This window comes from Streptococcus sanguinis (assembly GCA_013378335.1).
Taxonomy (GTDB): Bacteria; Bacillota; Bacilli; order Lactobacillales; family Streptococcaceae; genus Streptococcus; species Streptococcus sanguinis_I.
Genome location: CP040556.1, coordinates 1839625 through 1859726, shown reverse-complemented (window position 1 = coordinate 1859726; position 20102 = coordinate 1839625). Strand labels below are relative to the sequence as shown.

Sequence of the window (20102 nt, the reverse complement as noted above, 5' to 3'; positions counted from 1 at the left end):
ATATATAAAGACGTAGGGAAAGATTTTGATTCAGTAATTGAGTTAATCCAGAAAGTTTTTGGGTGGTAAATGTGAAAATTAATTTTAGAGGATTAGATGTTGCTTATTTTGATGTGTTAGAGATAGGAGGAAAAAAGTATGTTTTAGATTCCAATTCCACGACACCAAAAAATTATTATTGGGGACTTTCCCCTGAAAATCTTGAAGTTGATTTGATAGAACTTGATAGTCATGATAAAAATTTTGATAAAAAAATTAAGATGGGTCCTTCAGGAATGCGTATGGTAGCTATTGTTTTTAGCCTTCTTCTGTATAGAGTAGTAACATCAATTTTTAGATATTATAATATTAGTCATTATCTGTATTTAAAAGTATCTTTATTTCCCATATCTATTTTGGTAGCTTATATTGCCTATCAAAGTATTTTAATGAAATCGAGGAAGGAGATTTCAAGTCGTTTATCGCAGGAAAAGAAGAGGTTTAAAATAGTCTTTCAGAATAATAAGAAAAAAAAGCAATTCCATGCCTATCTATTTCTCATTTTACATGCAATTGCTTTCTCTATTTATATGGGACTAGATGATGGAACAGAAGGTGCAATTCTAGTGTTGAATGGTTTGTTGGCTTATCTATTTATTTGGATTGAATCTGGCGTTATTCCATTGACTTATGCTTATCAAAAGAAATACCTAGAATTTAAAGAACTTAAAAAGGTATAAAGTAACTTATAATAAAATTCAAAAAGTGTTTGGGTGGTGATCATGGAACTAAAATTTAAAGAAACAAATAAAACTTTTCATAAAATTGTGGAAGTAGAGGGCGAAAAATATCTTTTGGATATGACGACCGTTAGTCCTAAAACTTATTTCTGGGGCGCTCTTCCTAATGAAATCACTGCAAAAATGCTAAAGTTAGATAAAAGAGATACGAGTTTTGAGGGGTTGTCTCCAACTATGAGTAAAACGCTTGGTATAGCAATAGGAGTTGTAATAGGTGGAGCTGGTTATAGACTCGTGACTAATTCTTTTATAAGTTATGACATTAGTCATAATTTTCCCTTTAAATTAGGATTATTTGTCCTATTTATCGTTTTAGCTTATGTTATTTTTTGGTTCATTGTTTTAGGGGGGCGTTATAGGGTTTATCAAAAGCTTTCAAATAAAGAATCAAAGTATCAAATAACATTCAAACGCTCAAGGTCACAGCGTCAGTTAAAACTGTACAGACTTCTCCCTTTTGTTTTCGCTGTGTTTTTAGGATGTTTTGGATTTTATACATTCATTGATAATGGAACAGAGGGTTCCATTCTAATCATTAGCTGTCTCTTGTTATTGGGCTTCTTTTCGTTGATTTTAGGTATGTTACCGCTCAGAGAAAGTTACGAAAAGCAAGATATTATTTTTGAAAAAATAGAAAAATTATAAACCGAAAGGTAATAAATGTCTATGTCTTTGAAAGAATTTCGGAAATTAAATGAATTCCTTGATTCATACATTAAATTACTTCAGAAAGTGTTTGTTTGGTTGGTTTAGTTAATGGTGAAGGTGAATATGAAAGATAAAGCAAAGATTACTAGTATAGAAAGAGAAAGATACCATGGTCCTTTGATTACACATGGTGTCAGTTTAGGATACATTAAATTATTTCCATGGATAAATTTACCATTTTGCTCATTTTTCTTTTACTGGGCACTTATAGGTGAAACAGGAAGTCGTCAGGGATGGATTAAAGTTCTATTTTTGACTTGCATCATTCTTAATGTGGTAAGTATGTTATTTGCTTTTTCTAAGTTTCTAATCAATCGATTTAAATTTTTAACCTATATTCTGATTGCTTTGCTTACTTGGAGCGCATTAGTTTGGATCAATTTTATCGGAATGTTGATGTTTGCAATAGTAGGAGATTCAAAAAGTATAGAGGGAATATATCAATCCCCCCTTACTCCATTTTATGTAATATTGATGATGTTCCTTTTTATACTTGCTTGTGGCCTCTATGCTTGGTACTATCTCCCAAAGAATCAAGGAAAAGTCTGGGCTTTTAATCAAGTGAAAAAGGGAGATAGAAAGAAAACATGGTGGAATAATTTTGCCGTAGCTTTTGCGGGGCAACAATCATTCCCTCCCTCCTAACGGGCTATATTCAGATTGCCTTTGGTATTTTAGTGGGAATTTTGTTAACCTTAACGTTGCCAGCTGTTATGGTAGATGCGGTTTATGCAGCTATTTATGTAAAGAAGCATCCGAAAAGTGATGAGTTGATTTGAGTTCTTTTAGTAGCTGATAAAAAGTTGAGGGGTGTACCAAATATACCCAATATAGTTAAACAATGATAAAAAATATACTTTAAAAGGAAAATGAATGAAGAAATATTCTAATTTAGTAAACTTAGGCTGGTATCAGGGTAAGGCCCTTTATTATGATTTAGAGAAGGAACAATTAAAACTATCTAACGTTTTACAAAATACTGAGAAAATTCAGACCTATACCCCTGCCTTTATACTGATAGTTGGTCCATTGTTAAGGATGATAGCAAAGAAACTTGTAGTAGATTCTTTTAACATTCGATTAATAATACTAATTTTAACCATCTTTCTTACTGGGATTATTACTAGAATGGCAATGGTTTCTATGAAAAAGAAAACCACTTTTTCTATAGTAAATTTAGAAGGTTCTGAGGGAAAGGAGTTTATAGAAAAAGCAAAAAAACATTATAAAGTAATTAGAATAACACAATTACTTGGTACCCCATGTGTGGTACTACTTTCCATATTGTATTTAAAAGATGGTGATATGATGATGATGATACTCGGTAGTATTTTAAGTTATGCGCTTATTATGATTCATTATGACTACCAAATGTCTAAACGTAAGAAAATCTTGCAACATTTAGAAGAAAAGTTTGCTAAGAGGCTGGGACAAAAGTCCAACCTCAAATATAAAAAGCGAACAAAACTAGTTTTCTGGTAATCAGAATTCTGCTTTGTTCGCTTTTCGCATTTAATTATAGATTTGAAGGGCTTAATAATTAAGATTTTTAAAAATTGAAATCTTTTTGTCCCAAACTCTTATGACTGTGAAAATAAAGACATTACTTGCGAGAGAGTCCATCAAATTTCTTTTTCAGCATGTCAGTCAGCAAATCGATGATAGTCTAGACTTGTCTCTTTAATTGCCTGAATGTAACCTCTGCTCTTTAAGTTTTTTACAAGTTATTTTTAAGTTTTGTAAAGGAAAACTAGGGTTTAATAAGGATATGCTCAGGAAAGGAATAGATAACTATGAAACAACTATTTTTCTCTCATAATGATAAACAAGAACGCTACGGTCTCAAAAAATCTTCTAAGTGGAAGAGTGCCGGATCTGTCTTACTAGCAACTCTCGCTTTGGGGGCAGCCATCCTAGTCGGAGGACAGACCGTTTCAGCGGATGAAAATACTAACGCTGATGCCGCAGTGACGACCACTTCTGATCCAACTACAGCAAATTCTGACTCTACAGAAACTGATACGGGATCAGCATTAGAGAATGCTAGTGCTGATGCGGTTGCTAGCACTTCAGATAATTCAGCTAGCAAGGATGCAAATAACAATAGTTCAGCTGACTCAGAAACTACAGCTACAGAGACATCAGCAGTTTCCACAGATACGACTGCTAGTACAAGTGAAAATAAAGAGACTACCACCTCTGCTAATACGTCTGCTAGTGATGGAACTATTTCCTTTGATGGGAGTTCAGTCAGCAGCACTGCCAGCGGTGTTATCATAGATGGTACGACTGTAACCATTACTTCTGCGGGGACCTATACTCTGACAGGAAATGGTGTTAACTATACGATTACAGTAGCGGCCAGCGTTACAGATCCAGTAACGCTCAATTTAGATAGCCTAACTCTGACGGATTCGAGCATTAAATCAGAATCTAGTGCAGACCTCACAATAAATGTGGTGTCTGACAGCTCGGTCAGCTCTACTACTGACAATGCAGTAGAGACATCGGGTGCCTTAAGCATTAGCAGTTCTACAGGAAGTAGTCTAGCCCTTGCTAGTAGTGAGCAGAATGCTATTTCTGCTGACAGTTTGACAGTTGACAATGCCACGCTGAATTTGACTTCGGATGCCAAGGATGGGATTCATGTGGCCAAAAGTGTAGTCTTAAACAAAGCCAATCTAACTATTACAGCAGCTGATGACGGCATTCAAGCTGAAGATGAAACGGATGTCAATAGCGGGGATGTGACCATCAAAGATTCTACAGTAACTATTAATGCTTCGGACAAGGGGATAACTGTGACGGATGAGATAGCAGTCAGCGGCTCTTCAACGGTTAATGTCACGGCAGGAGACGAAGGAATTGAGGGCCGCTATATCAATCTGACAGGCGGTTCTGTTACGGTCAATGCTGGAGACGATGGTCTTAATGCGACAGAATGGACAAGTAAGACCAATGCTGATACAAGCAGTTTGGCCAATACAATAGCTGATTTGGAGAACTCGGTGGCTATCAATATTGACGGAGCTAATGTTATCGTCGTAGCAGGTGGTGACGGTATAGACAGTAATGGCAATGTCACTGTCAAGAGCGGCAGTCTTTATGTGACCCAGACCAGTGCTGATAATGCTGCTATCGATTATGATGGGACAGGGATTATTTCTGGTGGAACGGTTTGGGCAATAGGGAATCAAGGAATGGCTCAAGCTTTCACTACAGGATCCAGTCAGTCCTATATTATAGCCAATGTCAGTGGTAATGCTGGAGATACAGTCACGGTGACAGACAGCAGTGGCAATGTTGTTGCCCAGACTGTTGCAGCATCTTCCTTTGGCAATGTAGTCTTCAGTACAGAAGCTTTGGTCGAGGGTGAAAGCTATACAATTACAACTTCTAGTGGTAACTCAGCTACAGCAACTGCTACCGAAGAAGGCAGTAATAAAGAATTTGGAATGGGTGGTCCTATGGGAAATCCAAGTGCTATGGGACAGTTTGCTCCAGGAATGAACTCTACCGATGGTAGCCAGCCAACTCCTCCAAACTGGGATGGTACTGGAACGCCACCAACACCACCTACAGGAATAACAAGATTTTCTCCGACCAATACTGCTGACGGAGTTCAGTTTGCAGTACAAGCTGCTGCAGTTGATACATCTTTAGCTGATACCATTAGTAAGTCGGATTCAGATTCATCAAATGGGGATCCGGAATTCCAAAGTCAAGTCTTATATGACACAAGTTCGCTTCCAGACTTAGAAATAGAAGCAGCTGCAACTCAAACGAGCCAGTCTCTTCAATCTGACCAATCACCGCAAGCTGAGACAGCTAGCAGGGGAACGCAGTTTTCTGTAAAATCCAAGCCCCAAACTCTATCCGCCATAAAGAGTAAATCTTCAGGCAATACAGTTTCTCAAAATGTATCTAACACAGCATCAGAAAAATCTACCAAAACTTCAAGCTTGTCAAGTCTGCCCGATACTGGCGAGAAAGCTCAGTTTGGTCTAACATCTTTGGGCGGCATTGCTATCTTATCAGGAACAGGTCTCTTTATCAAAAAGAAAAAAGAGGACTAGTTTATCCTTGTAACATTCGTATTTGAAAGGACAGAGCAAGACCTCTGCCTTTTCTTTTTTAGCTTAGATATCTTGCTATCTTCCAGTTCTGTAAGCACAGTCTGATAGAGCTTTTTTGCTTTTTTCATTCTTGAAAGATATAGGAAAACATGCTATAATGAAAAGAACATTCTAAAAATCGGAAAGATTATTATATAGTAAGGAAAAAAATGGCAAATATTTTAAAGACTATCATTGAAAATGATAAAGGTGAATTAAGAAAATTAGAAAAAATGGCTGACAAGGTCTTGGCTTATGAAGACGAAATGGCAGCTTTGTCTGATGAAGAACTTCAGGCAAAAACAGAAGAATTCAAGAAACGCTATGCTGATGGCGAAACTTTAGATCAGCTCTTATTTGAAGCTTTTGCGGTTGTCCGTGAAGGAGCTAAGCGAGTGTTGGGCCTTTTCCCTTATAAGGTTCAGGTTATGGGGGAATTGTTCTCCATCATGGTGACGTTCCAGAGATGCGTACCGGTGAAGGAAAAACCTTGACTGCGACGATGCCAGTTTACTTAAATGCCCTTGCAGGCAAAGGTGTGCACGTTGTCACAGTCAATGAATACCTGACTGAGCGTGACGCGACCGAAATGGGTGAACTTTACTCTTGGCTGGGCCTTTCTGTCGGTATCAATCTGGCCGCTAAGTCTCCATCTGAGAAGAAAGAAGCATACGCTTGCGACATTACCTATTCAACCAATGCTGAGATCGGCTTTGACTACCTGCGTGATAACATGGTAGTCCGCGCTGAAAACATGGTGCAGCGTCCACTCAACTATGCCTTGGTCGATGAGGTGGACTCAATCCTGATTGACGAAGCTCGGACACCATTGATTGTATCTGGACCAGTTTCTTCAGATACCAACCAGCTTTATCATATGGCTGACCACTATGTCAAATCTCTGGATAAGGACGACTACATCATTGATGTTCAGTCTAAGACGATTGGTCTGTCTGACTCAGGGATTGACAAGGCAGAAAGCTACTTCAAGCTGGACAATCTCTACGATATTGAAAATGTTGCTCTGACTCACTTTATCGACAATGCTCTGCGAGCTAACTACATCATGCTCCTTGACATTGACTATGTGGTCAGTGAAGATCAGGAAATTCTGATTGTTGATCAGTTTACTGGTCGGACTATGGAAGGCCGCCGTTACTCTGACGGTCTCCACCAAGCGATTGAAGCCAAAGAAGGCGTGCCGATTCAGGAAGAAACAAAGACTTCTGCTTCTATTACTTATCAGAACCTCTTCCGTATGTATAAGAAGCTGTCCGGTATGACAGGTACAGCTAAGACGGAGGAAGAAGAGTTCCGCGAAACATACAACATTCGTGTTATTCCGATTCCAACCAACCGTCCGGTAGCACGTATTGACCATTCTGACCTGCTCTACCCAAGTATTGATTCTAAGTTCAAGGCAGTTGTTCAGGATGTTAAAGAGCGTCATGAAAAAGGCCAGCCAGTTCTGGTCGGTACCGTTGCGGTTGAAACCAGTGATTATATTTCTAAGAAATTGGTAGAAGCTGGGGTTCCTCACGAAGTTCTTAATGCGAAAAACCACTATAAAGAGGCACAAATTATCATGAACGCTGGTCAACGTGGGGCAGTTACTATTGCGACCAATATGGCCGGACGGGGAACCGATATCAAGTTGGGTGAAGGTGTTCGCGAACTGGGCGGTCTCTGCGTGATCGGTACAGAGCGCCATGAAAGCCGCCGGATTGACAATCAGCTGCGCGGACGTTCAGGCCGTCAGGGTGATCCAGGTGAGTCACAGTTCTACCTCTCACTGGAAGATGAGCTTATGCGCCGCTTTGGGTCAGAGCGCATTAAAGCTCTCTTGGATCGAATGAACCTTAGTGACGAAGATTCTGTTATCAAATCTGGCATGCTGACCCGTCAGGTAGAGGCAGCTCAGAAGCGTGTCGAAGGAAATAACTACGATACGCGGAAACAAGTCTTGCAGTATGACGATGTGATGCGTGAGCAACGGGAAATTATCTATGCCGAGCGCCACGATGTCATTACTGCTGACCGTGACCTCAGTCCCGAAATCCAGGCTATGATTAAGCGGACTATCAACCGTATCGTTGATGGCAGCAGCCACTCTGATCAGGATGATAAGATTGAAGCGATTTTAAACTTTGCTAAGTATAACTTGGTTTCAGAAGATTCTATTTCAGATAGCGATTTGGAAGGCAAGTCTGACCAAGAAATCAAAGATTATCTGTTTGAACGTGCGTTGGAAGTCTACGACAGTCAAATTGCTAAGCTGCGAGATGAAGAAGCAGTGCGTGAATTCCAGAAGGTCTTGATTCTGCGCGTAGTGGACAGCAAGTGGACTGATCATATTGATGCCCTTGACCAGCTGCGCAATGCTGTTGGACTGCGTGGTTATGCACAAAATAACCCAGTTGTCGAATACCAAGCAGAGAGTTTCCGTATGTTCAATGACATGATTGGCTCCATCGAGTTTGATGTGACTCGTCTGATGATGAAAGCGCAGATTCATGAGCAAGAGCGTCCGCGGACAGAGCGTGCTATCAGTACGACTGCTACCCGCAATATCTCTGCTAAGGCGCCAAATATGCCTGAGAATGCAGACCTGTCTAACGTAAAGAGAAACGACCCTTGTCCATGTGGCTCTGGCAAGAAGTTCAAGAACTGTCACGGCCGTAGAAAGTAAGCATAAAAGAAGGAGAATAGATGACCTTTAAAGCAACCAGTCAACCCATTGATGTGGCAGAAGTTCGCCAACTTGCTAAGCTAGAAGGCGACATGCTCGCTCGCAAGGAAAAGCGTGACCGAGAGTTAGAAGCAATTCTGCGTGGTCAGGATGACCGCATTCTCTTGGTCATTGGTCCCTGCTCTTCAGATAATGAAGAAGCGGTGCTGGAGTATGCCAAGCGTCTATCTGCTCTCCAAGAAGAAGTAAAAGACCGTATTTTCATGGTCATGCGTGTTTATACTGCCAAGCCTCGGACGAACGGAGATGGCTACAAAGGGCTTATTCACCAGCCTAATGCGACGGCCGCTCCAAGTCTGATTAACGGCATCAAGGCAGTCCGCAATCTGCACTATCGGGTTATTTCCGAGACAGGCATGACGACGGCTGATGAGATGCTCTATCCAGAAAATCTGCCTCTGGTAGATGATTTGATTTCTTACATGGCTGTCGGAGCTCGCTCAGTCGAAGACCAGCAGCACCGCTTTGTTGCCAGTGGAGCAGACCTGCCAACGGGCTTGAAGAATCCAACCTCTGGCAATCTCAATGTCATGTTTAACGGCATCTATGCAGCTCAGAACAAGCAGAGTTTCCTCTTTTCAGGTAAGGAAGTCGAAACATCTGGCAATCCCTTGGCGCATGCCATTTTGCGCGGTGCTCTGAATGAGTACGGTAAGAATATTCCCAATTACTATTATGATAACCTGCTGGACACCATTGCCCAGTATGAAAAAATGGGCTTAGAAAATCCCTTTATCATCATTGACACCAATCATGATAACTCTGGTAAGCAGTATCTGGAGCAGGTTCGTATCGTTCGCCAGACTCTGATTAACCGGGACTGGAATGAAAAGATTAAGGCTACAGTACGTGGCTTTATGATTGAGTCTTATCTGGAAGACGGTCGTCAGGACGAACCAGAAGTCTTTGGCAAGTCCATTACTGATCCTTGTCTGGGCTGGGCCAATACAGAACAGCTGGTTCGTGAAATTTATGATACATTAGGAAAATAGTATGGCATTTATAGAAAAAGGTCAGAAGATTGACATTGAGCAGATTAAGTCCAGAACCAGATTGACTGGTCAGGCCTTGGCTCATAAAAACAAGCGAGACCAAGAACTAGCTGAGATTCTCAGTGGTGAAGACGAGCGTATTCTCTTGGTGATTGGCCCTTGTTCATCGGACAATGAAGAGGCTGTGCTGGAGTATGCCCGCCGTTTGTCAGAGCTGCAGAAGAAGGTCGCGGATAAGATTTTTATCGTAATGCGGGTCTATACTGCTAAGCCGCGGACCAATGGGGATGGCTATAAGGGCTTAGTTCACCAGCCGGATACTTCTAAAGCACCTAGCCTTATCAATGGTTTGCAGGCAGTTCGTCAGCTGCACTACCGCGTCATTACAGAGACTGGTCTGACGACGGCTGATGAGATGCTCTATCCGTCCAATCTTGTGCTGGTAGATGACTTGGTTAGCTATCATGCTGTGGGTGCCCGCTCAGTTGAAGATCAGGAGCACCGTTTTGTGGCGTCAGGTATTGACGCTCCGGTCGGCATGAAAAATCCAACTTCTGGCAATCTGGGTGTTATGTTTAACGCTGTCTATGCGGCACAAAATAAGCAGACTTTCCTTTTTCATGGTCAGGAAGTAGAAACCTCTGGGAATTCTTTGGCTCACGTTATTCTGCGTGGGGCTACCAATGAATATGGTAAAAATATTCCAAATTTCTACTATGAGAATATGCTGGATGCCATTTCCTACTATGAAAAGATGGGCTTGGAGAATCCTTTCATCGTCATTGATACCAATCACGATAACTCAGGCAAGCAGTATCTGGAACAGATTAGGATTGTGCGTCAGACCTTGCTTAATCGGGATTGGAACGAAAAGATTAAGAGATCGGTTCGTGGTTTTATGATTGAGTCTTATCTGGAAGACGGTCGGCAAAATGAGCCGGAAGTCTTTGGTAAATCCATCACCGACCCTTGCCTGGGCTGGGACAATACTGTTCAGCTCATTGAAGAAATTTACAACACTTTAGATAAATAAGGAAAATTGAAAGGGACAGTCTTGACCTGTAAAGAGGACTAACTGTCGGGTGAAGATGAACTCAGCTGGCGGCCCAGCTGAGTTTTGTCGCCTTTCCAGAGAATGATATGATAAAAGGACACGGAATTGACATAGAAGAGTTGACTGCCATTGAGCGAGCCTATCTGAAAAATGCCCACTTTGCAAAGAAGGTGCTGACCGAGGCGGAGCTTTCTCGTTTTGAGGAGTTATCCGGCAAGCGGAAAATCGAATTTCTGGCTGGCCGTTGGGCTGCCAAGGAGGCTTTTTCTAAAGCTTGGGGAACCGGTATCGGTAAACTCAGGTTTCAGGACTTGGAGATTTTAAATGATCGCCAGGGAGCGCCTTATTTCAGCCGGTCACCTTTTACTGGGAAGGTTTGGATTTCGCTCAGCCACGCTGCTGGCTTAGTTACAGCCAGCGTAATTTTGGAGGAAAATGATGAAAGCTAGTCTGCATAGACCCAGCAAGGCAGTGATTGATTTAGCTGCCATTGCTTTTAATATTAGACAACTGAGTGCCCATCTGCCTCAGACGACAGAGAAGTGGGCTGTCGTCAAGGCCAATGCTTATGGTCACGGATCTATTGAGGTTTCTAAGCACATTGAGCCACTCGTAGATGGATTTTGTGTGTCTAATATTGATGAAGCCTTGGAGCTTCGCTCAGCTGGCATTAGCAAAAAAATTCTGGTGTTAGGAGTATCAGATCCGGCTGCGCTTCCGCTGGCTAGAAAGGGAAAGGTGTCTCTGACCGTAGCCAGTCTGGAGTGGTTGGATTTAGCTTTAGCTGCGGAAAAAGACTTAACAGGATTGAATTTTCATATCAAGATTGACTCTGGTATGGGGCGGATTGGTTTTCGAGATAGTCAGGAATCTCAGGAGGCAATCCATCGCTTGCAGGCTGCTGGGGCTGTCGCGGAGGGAATTTTTACCCACTTTGCAACAGCAGATGAAGCGGAGCCCCATAAGTTTGAAGCCCAGCTGACTCGTTTTCATCAGATCTTATCTGAGCTGGACAGTGTGCCTCCTCTCGTTCACGCTAGTAATTCCGCCACCTCTCTCTGGCACAGCGAGACCGTTCTAAATGCCGTCCGGCTAGGTGACATCATCTATGGTCTCAACCCTAGCGGAACTGTTTTAGAACTTCCTTATGAATTCAAGCCGGCCTTATCTCTGGTCTCAGAATTGGTACATATCAAGGAAGTTGAGGCTGGAGCAGATATTGGCTATGGAGCCACCTACACCAGCGAGTCTCAAGAGTGGATTGGTACCATTCCTTTGGGCTATGCGGATGGCTGGACACGGGATATGCAGGGCTTTGATGTCTTGATTGATGGTCAGCGTTGCCCGCTTGTTGGCCGCGTTTCCATGGACCAGATTACAGTGCGCCTGCCTCAGGCTTATCCCCTTGGCACGCCGGTTGTGTTGATTGGAAATAGCGGAGCAGAGACCATTACGGCGACAGATGTGGCAGAAAAGCGTGGCACCATTAACTATGAGGTGGTTTGTTTGATTAGCGACCGTGTACCGAGGGTCTATAAAGACTAAGAAGACTAATGCAGGGCACAGCTTGAAGTATTTGATAATGTTCTAGCTTGGCCCCCTATCTGCTATATTAGCACCGCAGCAGTATCAGAACTGAAGGAGGAATTATGAATTTACACCAACCTTTGACGGTTCTGCCTGGTGTGGGACCGAAATCAGCAGAAAAATTTACCAAGCTAGGTCTAGAGACCTTGCAGGATTTACTGCTTTATTTTCCTTTTCGTTATGAGGATTTTAAGAGCAAGAATGTCTTGGACTTGGAGGATGGAGAAAAGGCAGTTATTTCTGGTCAGGTCGTGACCCCAGCCAATGTCCAGTATTATGGCTACAAACGCAATCGCCTGCGCTTCACCATCAAGCAAGGGGAAGTCGCTCTGGCAGTTAATTTCTTTAACCGGCCTTATCTAGCGGACAAGATTGAAGTGGGGGCTAATATAGCCGTCTTTGGAAAGTGGGACAAAGCCAAGGCCAGTCTGACTGGAATGAAACTGCTGGCTCAGGTAGAGGACGACTTGCAGCCTGTCTATCGGCTGGCTCAGGGAATTAGTCAGGCCAGTTTGGTCAAGCTGATTAAGACTGCCTTTGACCAAGGATTGGACTTGCTCTTAGAGGAAAATCTACCCCAGTCTCTGTTGGAACGCTACCAGCTAGTGAGCAGAGTGGAGGCTGTGCGGGCCATGCATTTTCCAAAGGACTTTGCGGATTACAAGCAGGCTCTTCGGCGGGTTAAATTTGAAGAACTTTTTTATTTCCAGATGCAGCTGCAGGTCTTGAAGAGAGAAACCAAGGCTGTCAGCAATGGATTGAAGATTGATTGGCAGTCGGGTGCTGTGGCCGTGAAAAAGAAGAGCTTACCTTTTGAGCTGACTTCGGCTCAGGAGCGCAGTCTGACAGAGATTTTGCAGGATTTGCGGTCGCCTGGGCACATGAATCGCCTGCTGCAGGGCGATGTGGGAAGCGGAAAGACAGTGGTCGCTGGTCTGGCTATGTATGCTGTTTATACAGCAGGCTTTCAATCAGCTCTGATGGTTCCAACAGAAATTTTGGCTGAGCAGCATTTTGACAGCCTAGCTCAGCTATTTCCAGAATTGAAGCTAGCCCTACTTACTGGGGAATGAAAGCAGCTGAACGCCGGGAAACCTTGGCAGTGATTGAAAAGGGTCAGGTGGACATGATTGTCGGAACCCATGCCTTGATTCAGGAAGGAGTCCGTTACCATGCATTGGGCTTGGTCATCATTGACGAGCAGCATCGCTTTGGGGTGGAGCAACGCCGGATTTTACGGGAAAAGGGAGACAATCCTGATGTTCTCATGATGACGGCGACGCCTATTCCCAGAACCCTTGCTATTACAGCTTTTGGTGATATGGATGTGTCCATTATTGACCAGATGCCGGCGGGACGCAAACCTATCATCACTCGCTGGGTCAAGCATGAGCAGTTGGAAGTCGTCCTCGACTGGCTGAAAAAAGAGCTCCACAAGGGCGCTCAGGTCTACTTTATTTCTCCCTTGATTGAGGAATCTGAGGCGTTGGATCTTAAGAATGCCATTGCCTTAGAAGAAGAACTGACAGCCTATTTTGGTCGTCAGGCCCAAGTGGTTCTGCTTCATGGCAAGATGAAGAGCGAGGAAAAAGAGGCGATTATGCAGGACTTCAAGGAAGGACGGACTGATATTCTGGTCTCTACCACGGTCATTGAGGTCGGAGTCAACGTCCCCAATGCTACGGTGATGATCATCATGGATGCGGACCGCTTTGGACTCAGCCAGCTTCATCAGCTGAGAGGTCGTGTCGGCCGAGGGAACAAGCAGTCTTATGCCGTCCTTGTTGCCAATCCTAAGACGGAGTCGGGCAAGCGCCGCATGAAAATCATGACTGAGACGACCGATGGTTTCCTGCTGGCTGAGGAGGATCTGAAAATGCGAGGCTCTGGAGAAATCTTTGGCACTCGGCAGTCTGGTATTCCTGAGTTTCAAGTGGCAGACATCGTAGAAGATTATCCGATTTTAGAAGAAGCCAGAAAGGTTGCCAGCCAGATTACAGCTGATCCGAACTGGCGGACAGATCCTAGTTGGCGCTTGATTGCTCTTCATTTGGACAAGCGAGATTACCTAGATTAAGAGTTCTTTGGATTAAGTTTCCTGCAAGTTATTTATAAGTAGGCTTTAAGGTTGAGGGATTATACTATTGTCAAATCAAAGAAAGAGGTAGGACCAATGACAATATAAACATCCCTTAAAATCCCGTAACCAAAGCTTGAAGACTAGAAGACCTACGAGGTATGAGCCACTCAAAGAATAAGAATAATTTAGAATTTTTTCATCATAAATTTCCTAACAAATCACAAGCTTCACTCGATCGGTGAAGTTTTTTTGTATTTAATTGAAAATACTTGTTCATTTCAAATAGTAGATAAGGATTGCTGTCGGACTTCTTTGACTATAAGCTTTCCCTAAGAAATCTATAAGAGATTCTTAAGTTTAGGGCTGTATCCTTATATCCAAGTAAGAACAAAAAGATTAACTGCCAAACTTGAGGTCAAACGCCCCAAGAGTTTCGTTTTTGCTCTTAAAGAATGAATGATAAGCGAGGTAAAAGCTATGAAAGTTGCAATCAAAGTCCACTATCCCAAGACATTTAAGCCAGCTCAGAAAATGGAGGTGACTTATGGTAAATGATTATATTTTTGAAATTCTAGAATCTCTGTTTGAGGTTATCTTCTAAGTCCAGCGATTCAATGAAGTTTTTCCAGTGTTAGAATATGAAAGAGTCAAAAAAGAGGCTGGGACAAAAGTCCTAGCCTCTCAATTGTCTTTGGATTGTCGAGCAAGACGCAGTGGTTGAGTGGGCTCTATTACGCTGATTTCATCAGCTTTTACAGCCCTACTCAACTGTGCGGAGGTGGGACGACGAAATCGAATTCTAACGAATTACCGATTTCTGTCCCACTCTCTTTTTGATTTAAAGAAAATAAATAGGGACTTTTTCTCTCAGCCTTCCATATAATCTCGGAGTTCTTGGCCTTTTAGTCCAGCATTCAGGGCGATGAGCAGTTTGATTCTGGCCTTTTGGGCATTGAGCTCTTTGACAAAGAAGATACCAGCCTGGTGCAGCTGAACGCCGCCTCCTTCATAAGCATAGACTGGCTCAGCGATCCCGTTAAAGCAGCGAGAGACCAGAGCGATTGGCAGTCCGGCTGCTATCATATCAGCCAGCTTGTCAGCTACTTCCTTGGGGAGGTTGCCAGCACCGAATGCCTCTATGATGAGGCCGTCTATCTTGTCTAAATCCAGCATGTCCAGAAGCTCTGTCTTCATACCAGCATAAGCTGGAATGATGGGCACCAGACCAGAGATGCTGTTTAAGTCAAAGCGGACCCGAGGTTCCGCTGTCTTAAAATAGAGAATTTCCTGCTTCATAATCAAGCCAAGTGGTCCGTGAGTCGGTGTCTGGAAGGTGCTGACATTGGTCGTGTGGGTTTTGGTTACATACTTGGCAGCATGTGCCTCGTCATTCATAACGACAAGCACGCCTTTATCACTGGCTTTTTCATCACTAGCCACCCGCAGGGCTGTCAGGTAGTTATAGACTCCGTCGCTCCCCAGCTCATTGGAACTGCGCATAGCTCCGGTCAGAACTACTGGAATCTTCGGCAGCTGCATAGTATCCAGAAAGTAAGCCGTCTCTTCTAAAGTGTCCGTCCCATGAGTAATAACTACTCCGTCAAATTGGTCAGCACTGGCTTTGATTTTTTGGTAAAGTTTGAGCATGTGCTGGGGCGTGATATGAGGACTGGGAATATTAAAAAAGTCAATGACTTCCGTCTCAATCCCCTTTAGCGGAACTGTCACATGGTTCATAGGGTTATCAGCATTGGTAACGACAGCCCCAGAGCCGTCAGCCTGCATGGAAATGGTTCCTCCTGTGTGCAGGACCAAGATTTTCTTTGTCATAAATCCTTTTTCTCCTTGTAGTCATGATGCAGATTCAAAAACTTACATTCTGTTTTCATAGAGTTTTCAATCCTGTTGCATAGATATTACTCCAGCTTTTCTTTTCTGCAATTCATGTGATTGTATGTCATTTTTGTGTTATAATTTATTGTATCATAAAAGGAAAGAATGAGAAAATCAATGGAAGTAAAGGCCGTCTTTTTTGATATTGATGGGACACTGGTCAATGACAGTCGAACGGTTTTGAAATCTACAGAAAAGGCTATTCAGAGTTTAAAGGAGCAAGGAATATTGGTTGGTTTGGCAACAGGCCGTGGTCCTTTCTTTGTCAAACCTTTTATGGAGCAATTGGACTTAGACTTTGCTGTGACCTACAATGGCCAGTATATTTTTTCAAGAGACAGGGTAATTTCTGCCAGTCCTATTGACAAGCAGAGTTTGCGGGATTTAATCGCCTATGCTAAGAAGCATCGGAAAGAAATTTCCTTGGGGACGGCTGAGGCTATGCTGGGCTCCAAGATTATGTCCTTCGGCATGAGCCCGTTCTCCCAGTGGACTAGCCGCTTCATCCCTAAGCGAATGGCGCGAACAGTCAGTCATGGATTTAATAAGGTCATCAGCAAGGCCCTGCCCCAGCATGAAAAGGATCTCCTGCAGCTGATTCAGGAGCCGATTTATCAAGCTTTGATTTTGGCCAGTCCAGAAGAAAGCCGTAAGATTGAAGCAGACTTTCCTGACTTGAAATTTACCCGCAGCAGCCCCTATGCGGTCGATATTATCAATAAAGACACGTCTAAGCTAGAAGGGATTCGCCGAGTTGGCAAGGAATATGGCTTTGACATTCATCAGGTCATGGCCTTCGGCGACTCTGACAATGACTTGGAAATGCTATCGGGAGTTGGACTGTCCATTGCTATGGGAAATGGAACTAGCTCGGTCAAGGAAGTGGCCAAGCACACAACCACCAGCAATAGTCAGGATGGGATTCACAAGGCTCTGGAGCATTTTGGTATCCTAGCGAGGGAAAAGGTCTTTACCAGCAGCGACCATCACTTTAATAAGGTTAAAGAGTTCCATAGTGTCATGGATGAAAGTACTCAGGAAGAGCCTATTGCCTGGACGCCTCAGGACGCTCGCTATCGGGCAGGCTTCAAACTGGAAGAGCTGGTCGAGTTTCTGCGAGCGGCTAGTAAGTCAGAGGAAGACTTTGACAGCTCTATAGCCTATCTCCATCAGGCGCTGGATCAGGCTGCCGATAAGGTTCGCTCCAAGAGTCAGGCTGAGGTTTCTCTGGTCGGTCAGGTAGATGCCTTGATTGATACTCTTTACTTTACTTATGGCAGTTTTGTCCTGATGGGAGTGGATCCAGAGCAGCTGTTCGATATTGTCCATCGGGCTAATATGGGCAAAATTTTCCCAGACGGGAAGGCTCACTTCGACCCCGTCACCCATAAAATCCTCAAACCAGATGACTGGGAAGAAAAATACGCTCCCGAAGGAGCTATCAAAGAAGAACTGGAACGACAGATTCAAGCTTACCAGCGTAGCATCGAGCAGAAAGAAGAAAACAAAGAATAAATACTTCAAGAGCAGACTATTTCTTGGAAATTTTTTGCTCTTTTTTTATTTTATGGTACAATAAGAAAAAAATGTAGAGGAGAGGACGGATGGATCAATACCAAGTTAAGAGCGACCTATCAACAGCAGCCCGTCATGCAACAGCAATCGGGGATGCAAATTTCCTGCAGATGATGGCTATTACTCGAGATTCGCAGACAACTGTTGCTGGAAATTCTAATGCAAATGCAGGGATTTCACATGTTGAAAGCTTACAAGGGCAGCTCGGGGCACACATTACAAGTATTATTCAGAATGTTCATAGTGTAGCAGCAGAGTTTGAGGATAAGGATGCTATGATTCGTCAAAGTCTGACTACTAACTATTTACCGCCTAAAAAGGAACCGACAGTCACTAAAAAAGATTTAGGTCTGAATACCTTGACTGCTTTGGAGGAATAATCAATGCAGGAAGATAAGCGATGGGCTGACTTGTTGGCCAAGGAGCGGAGACTTGCTGATCATGAATGGGAACTCTATCAAAAGTTGGGGCAGGCAAAAGCTCAAGAAGAAGATGTATTATGTCAGTTGGATTCTATGGGGACGTGGTTTCATGATCTGTCTTATGATTTCGAAGGAAGCCGATATTACAGTAAGATAGCCGATTGTCAGCTAGATTTTTCTCATCAAAGCAGACAACTAAAGATTGATATAGAGGATCAGATACAAAAACTGCGGAAAGAACATCAAAATGCAGAAAATCAGCTAGAGGAAGTATACCAAGAGAAGCGTGTCTTAGCTGTCGAGGAGTAAAGATGAGTATTGATATGTATTTAGAAGCTGCTCGAACGCAGGCAGAAAGCCTTGGGCGAGCGGTTGAACAATGTTTGGGGCAGAATCTCAAATTAATAAGCGTTTTATCAGCTTTTCATAATGAGGATGAACTAACAGGTAAAGCCTATGATTCTGCCAAAAATCATGTTGTTGGAACTGTTATCCCGATTGTTCAGGGAGTCATTCTCTATCAGGAAGCGATAGCCTTAGCTTGTCAAAATTTTGTTAGTAACTACACAGCAGAAGTAGATGGTAAGAGCTGGCGCCAATCAGAACTGGAAGAGAAAATTCGTTTTGCGGAACAGCAACTGGCAGAGTTGGAACGCAAATCTCAACTCTATTCAAATAATAAGGGTATGTCTATTGTGGACTTCAGCGCTTCCATCGCTGTAGCAGAAAGTGCTAAGCAAGTCTTCCAAGAAATTTTGGATAATTTGCTTGCCTTCAATGATAGTTCACCAACTATCTTCGCGGAGGCTGAGTCTTACTTGGCAGCCGCATCTACGGGGCTATCTCAGGCAGGTCAGAGCTGGGATGCGTCGACTCAGACTTATCTCCCTCCTCGCCGAGATGCTGATCTCAGCTGGAAAGCTACCATCAATTCTGGATGGACTAAGCGGCAGGAGATGATTGAGGAAGTGAAGAGGCAAAATGCCAAGAAGACAGAGTTTGATAGAATCGCAGAGATGGATTATGATGATTTGCTTCATAATTATTCTGAAATTATTTCAGCAAAAGAGAGTGGCGATTTAAACAGTCCACTCTATAAGCCAAATAAGACTCAATATAGGCTTAGACTTGAAAAAGCTGTTGTTAAGAGGTACGAAGAAGTAAAAGACTTACCTCGGAAAAACAATGTTAGTAAGTATACTTTGCAGAAAGTGGATCCCTTTTTCAAAGCAAAGATTGACCGAATGAACCAGAAGGAGCTGGAAGAATATTATCCTGGATTAAAATTTAGTCCTATAGCTCCGATTCTAGATCATAACTATTATTCATCCGAAACAGATGAGGCGAATGATATATATCTGGCTGCTCGCTATCAAGAATTGGATAGCCAAAATCCTATCAGTAAACATGATCCCAACTTTGAGCAAAAACGTTTTGAGTATATCGCTGAAACGGGACTTGATCCAGCCACAGGTAAAGAGGCTGATAAGGAACTCCTGAATTATGCCACAAACTATGCCAAGTATGCACCGAGTATAAAAGCGGGTTATGACTTCCTCATGGTAGGGACAGCAGCTTGGAGTACTCGGGCTTATAATAAGGATATACAAACACAAAGGGCTGATGCCCAGATTAATGAGTATTATCAGATTAAGGATGCGGTGAGGACTCAGAACGCGGGGAGTCAGTCGGTGGTTGGCCCTCAACTTCCATCAAAGAATTGGACTCCGGAATTGCCAGAAATTACCCCTGTTTATGGTCCCAATATAGTTTCTGAGGGCTGGAGACCTAAAATGCCAATATTGACTGAAGGAAACACTGACATCCCGAAACCAACTTTCAAACCAAGTATGGAAATTCCTGTTAATGAAAGAGGTTATACTAAATCAAGTTTAAAACTTGGTAGAGAAGTTCATAAAGAGTATAAAGCTTCAGAAATAAATGGAAGTACTCGGAGGAAAGAATTTGTACTACCAAGTGGGAGGAGAGTTGACTTTATTGATTTTGAAAACCAGACTGTTTATGAATTGAAGCCAAATAATCCTAAACAGATTAAATTAGGCGTGAAGCAACTTCAAGGATATATTGAGGAAATAAATGCTGAATTCGGAGGAAATTGGAAGGGTGTCTTAGATACTTACTAATAAA

Annotated in this window: 13 protein-coding genes and 4 pseudogenes; 15 read left to right on the top strand and 2 right to left on the bottom strand. The window is 42.9% G+C overall.

Features of this window, described 5'->3' with window-relative positions; all coding sequences use genetic code 11:
- Positions 1-62: 62 nt before the first annotated feature.
- The 5 genes and pseudogenes from FFV08_09560 (at position 63) to FFV08_09540 (ending at position 5563) form a co-directional block, all read left to right on the top strand.
- Complete coding sequence (locus FFV08_09560; GenBank protein QLB52816.1) at positions 63-719, top strand: hypothetical protein; 657 nt, start codon at positions 63-65, stop codon at positions 717-719.
- A 33-nt stretch (positions 720-752) separates the two neighbouring features.
- Positions 753-1424, top strand: a complete 672-nt coding sequence (locus FFV08_09555; protein QLB52815.1) for a DUF443 family protein — start codon at positions 753-755, stop codon at positions 1422-1424.
- A gap of 111 nt (positions 1425-1535) precedes the next feature.
- Positions 1536-2266, top strand: a pseudogene (locus FFV08_09550) (hypothetical protein).
- 94 nt (positions 2267-2360) lie between these two features.
- Positions 2361-2969 (top strand): hypothetical protein, encoded by a 609-nt coding sequence (locus tag FFV08_09545; protein ID QLB52814.1) that lies wholly within the window; start codon positions 2361-2363, stop codon positions 2967-2969.
- A 311-nt stretch (positions 2970-3280) separates the two neighbouring features.
- Positions 3281-5563, top strand: coding sequence for a carbohydrate-binding domain-containing protein (locus tag FFV08_09540; GenBank protein ID QLB52813.1), 2283 nt, complete (start codon positions 3281-3283; stop codon positions 5561-5563).
- Here FFV08_09540 and FFV08_09535 read toward each other — a convergent pair.
- Positions 5522-5691 (bottom strand): annotated as a pseudogene (locus tag FFV08_09535) (riboflavin deaminase). The gene FFV08_09540 and the pseudogene FFV08_09535 sit on opposite strands and share 42 nt — an antisense overlap.
- Positions 5692-5772: 81 nt before the next feature.
- On the opposite strand from FFV08_09535, the pseudogene secA reads away from it, so the two are divergent.
- From secA to recG, 6 genes and pseudogenes are all read left to right on the top strand, one after another.
- Positions 5773-8291: pseudogene (secA, locus tag FFV08_09530) on the top strand (preprotein translocase subunit SecA).
- 20 nt (positions 8292-8311) lie between these two features.
- Positions 8312-9343 (top strand): 3-deoxy-7-phosphoheptulonate synthase, encoded by a 1032-nt coding sequence (locus FFV08_09525; protein ID QLB52812.1) that lies wholly within the window; start codon positions 8312-8314, stop codon positions 9341-9343.
- A 1-nt stretch (position 9344) separates the two neighbouring features.
- Entirely contained in the window at positions 9345-10376 is a 1032-nt protein-coding gene (locus FFV08_09520) for a 3-deoxy-7-phosphoheptulonate synthase (GenBank protein ID QLB52811.1), read from the top strand.
- A gap of 107 nt (positions 10377-10483) precedes the next feature.
- Positions 10484-10846, top strand: a complete 363-nt coding sequence (locus FFV08_09515; GenBank protein ID QLB52810.1) for a holo-ACP synthase — start codon at positions 10484-10486, stop codon at positions 10844-10846.
- The gene (locus tag FFV08_09510) at positions 10833-11942 is read left to right on the top strand and encodes an alanine racemase (GenBank protein ID QLB52809.1); all 1110 of its coding nucleotides are present in this window, start codon (positions 10833-10835) and stop codon (positions 11940-11942) included. The genes FFV08_09515 and FFV08_09510 overlap by 14 nt, the downstream gene beginning before the upstream one ends.
- A 104-nt stretch (positions 11943-12046) precedes the next feature.
- Positions 12047-14061 (top strand): annotated as a pseudogene (gene recG / locus FFV08_09505) (ATP-dependent DNA helicase RecG).
- 870 nt (positions 14062-14931) lie between these two features.
- Here recG and FFV08_09500 read toward each other — a convergent pair.
- Entirely contained in the window at positions 14932-15894 is a 963-nt protein-coding gene (locus FFV08_09500; protein QLB52808.1) for an asparaginase, read from the bottom strand.
- A gap of 180 nt (positions 15895-16074) precedes the next feature.
- Between FFV08_09500 and FFV08_09495 the strand changes: the two genes are divergently transcribed.
- From FFV08_09495 to FFV08_09480, 4 genes are all read left to right on the top strand, one after another.
- Entirely contained in the window at positions 16075-17472 is a 1398-nt protein-coding gene (locus FFV08_09495; protein ID QLB53296.1) for a Cof-type HAD-IIB family hydrolase, read from the top strand.
- An 89-nt stretch (positions 17473-17561) separates the two neighbouring features.
- Positions 17562-17912 carry a TIGR04197 family type VII secretion effector gene (locus FFV08_09490; GenBank protein ID QLB52807.1) on the top strand — a complete coding sequence of 117 codons (351 nt, stop codon included), beginning with the start codon at positions 17562-17564 and terminating at the stop codon, positions 17910-17912.
- Positions 17913-17915: 3 nt separating this feature from the next.
- A complete protein-coding gene (locus tag FFV08_09485) occupies positions 17916-18263 on the top strand; it encodes a hypothetical protein (GenBank protein ID QLB52806.1) in 348 nt (115 codons plus the stop codon).
- 2 nt (positions 18264-18265) lie between these two features.
- Positions 18266-20098, top strand: coding sequence for a hypothetical protein (locus tag FFV08_09480; protein ID QLB52805.1), 1833 nt, complete (start codon positions 18266-18268; stop codon positions 20096-20098).
- Positions 20099-20102 lie beyond the last annotated feature (4 nt).

What these genes read in the sequence shown, in the direction of transcription:
- FFV08_09520 (QLB52811.1), top strand. Translation starts at nt 9,345, where the DNA reads ATGGCATTTATAGAAAAAGGTCAGAAGATTGACATTGAGCAGATTAAG.
- FFV08_09495 (QLB53296.1), top strand. Translation starts at nt 16,075, where the DNA reads ATGGAAGTAAAGGCCGTCTTTTTTGATATTGATGGGACACTGGTCAAT.
- FFV08_09485 (QLB52806.1), top strand. Translation starts at nt 17,916, where the DNA reads ATGCAGGAAGATAAGCGATGGGCTGACTTGTTGGCCAAGGAGCGGAGA.
- FFV08_09490 (QLB52807.1), top strand. Translation starts at nt 17,562, where the DNA reads ATGGATCAATACCAAGTTAAGAGCGACCTATCAACAGCAGCCCGTCAT.
- FFV08_09540 (QLB52813.1), top strand. Translation starts at nt 3,281, where the DNA reads ATGAAACAACTATTTTTCTCTCATAATGATAAACAAGAACGCTACGGT.
- FFV08_09500 (QLB52808.1), bottom strand. Translation starts at nt 15,894, where the DNA reads ATGACAAAGAAAATCTTGGTCCTGCACACAGGAGGAACCATTTCCATG.
- FFV08_09515 (QLB52810.1), top strand. Translation starts at nt 10,484, where the DNA reads ATGATAAAAGGACACGGAATTGACATAGAAGAGTTGACTGCCATTGAG.
- FFV08_09545 (QLB52814.1), top strand. Translation starts at nt 2,361, where the DNA reads ATGAAGAAATATTCTAATTTAGTAAACTTAGGCTGGTATCAGGGTAAG.
- FFV08_09510 (QLB52809.1), top strand. Translation starts at nt 10,833, where the DNA reads ATGATGAAAGCTAGTCTGCATAGACCCAGCAAGGCAGTGATTGATTTA.
- FFV08_09525 (QLB52812.1), top strand. Translation starts at nt 8,312, where the DNA reads ATGACCTTTAAAGCAACCAGTCAACCCATTGATGTGGCAGAAGTTCGC.
- FFV08_09480 (QLB52805.1), top strand. Translation starts at nt 18,266, where the DNA reads ATGAGTATTGATATGTATTTAGAAGCTGCTCGAACGCAGGCAGAAAGC.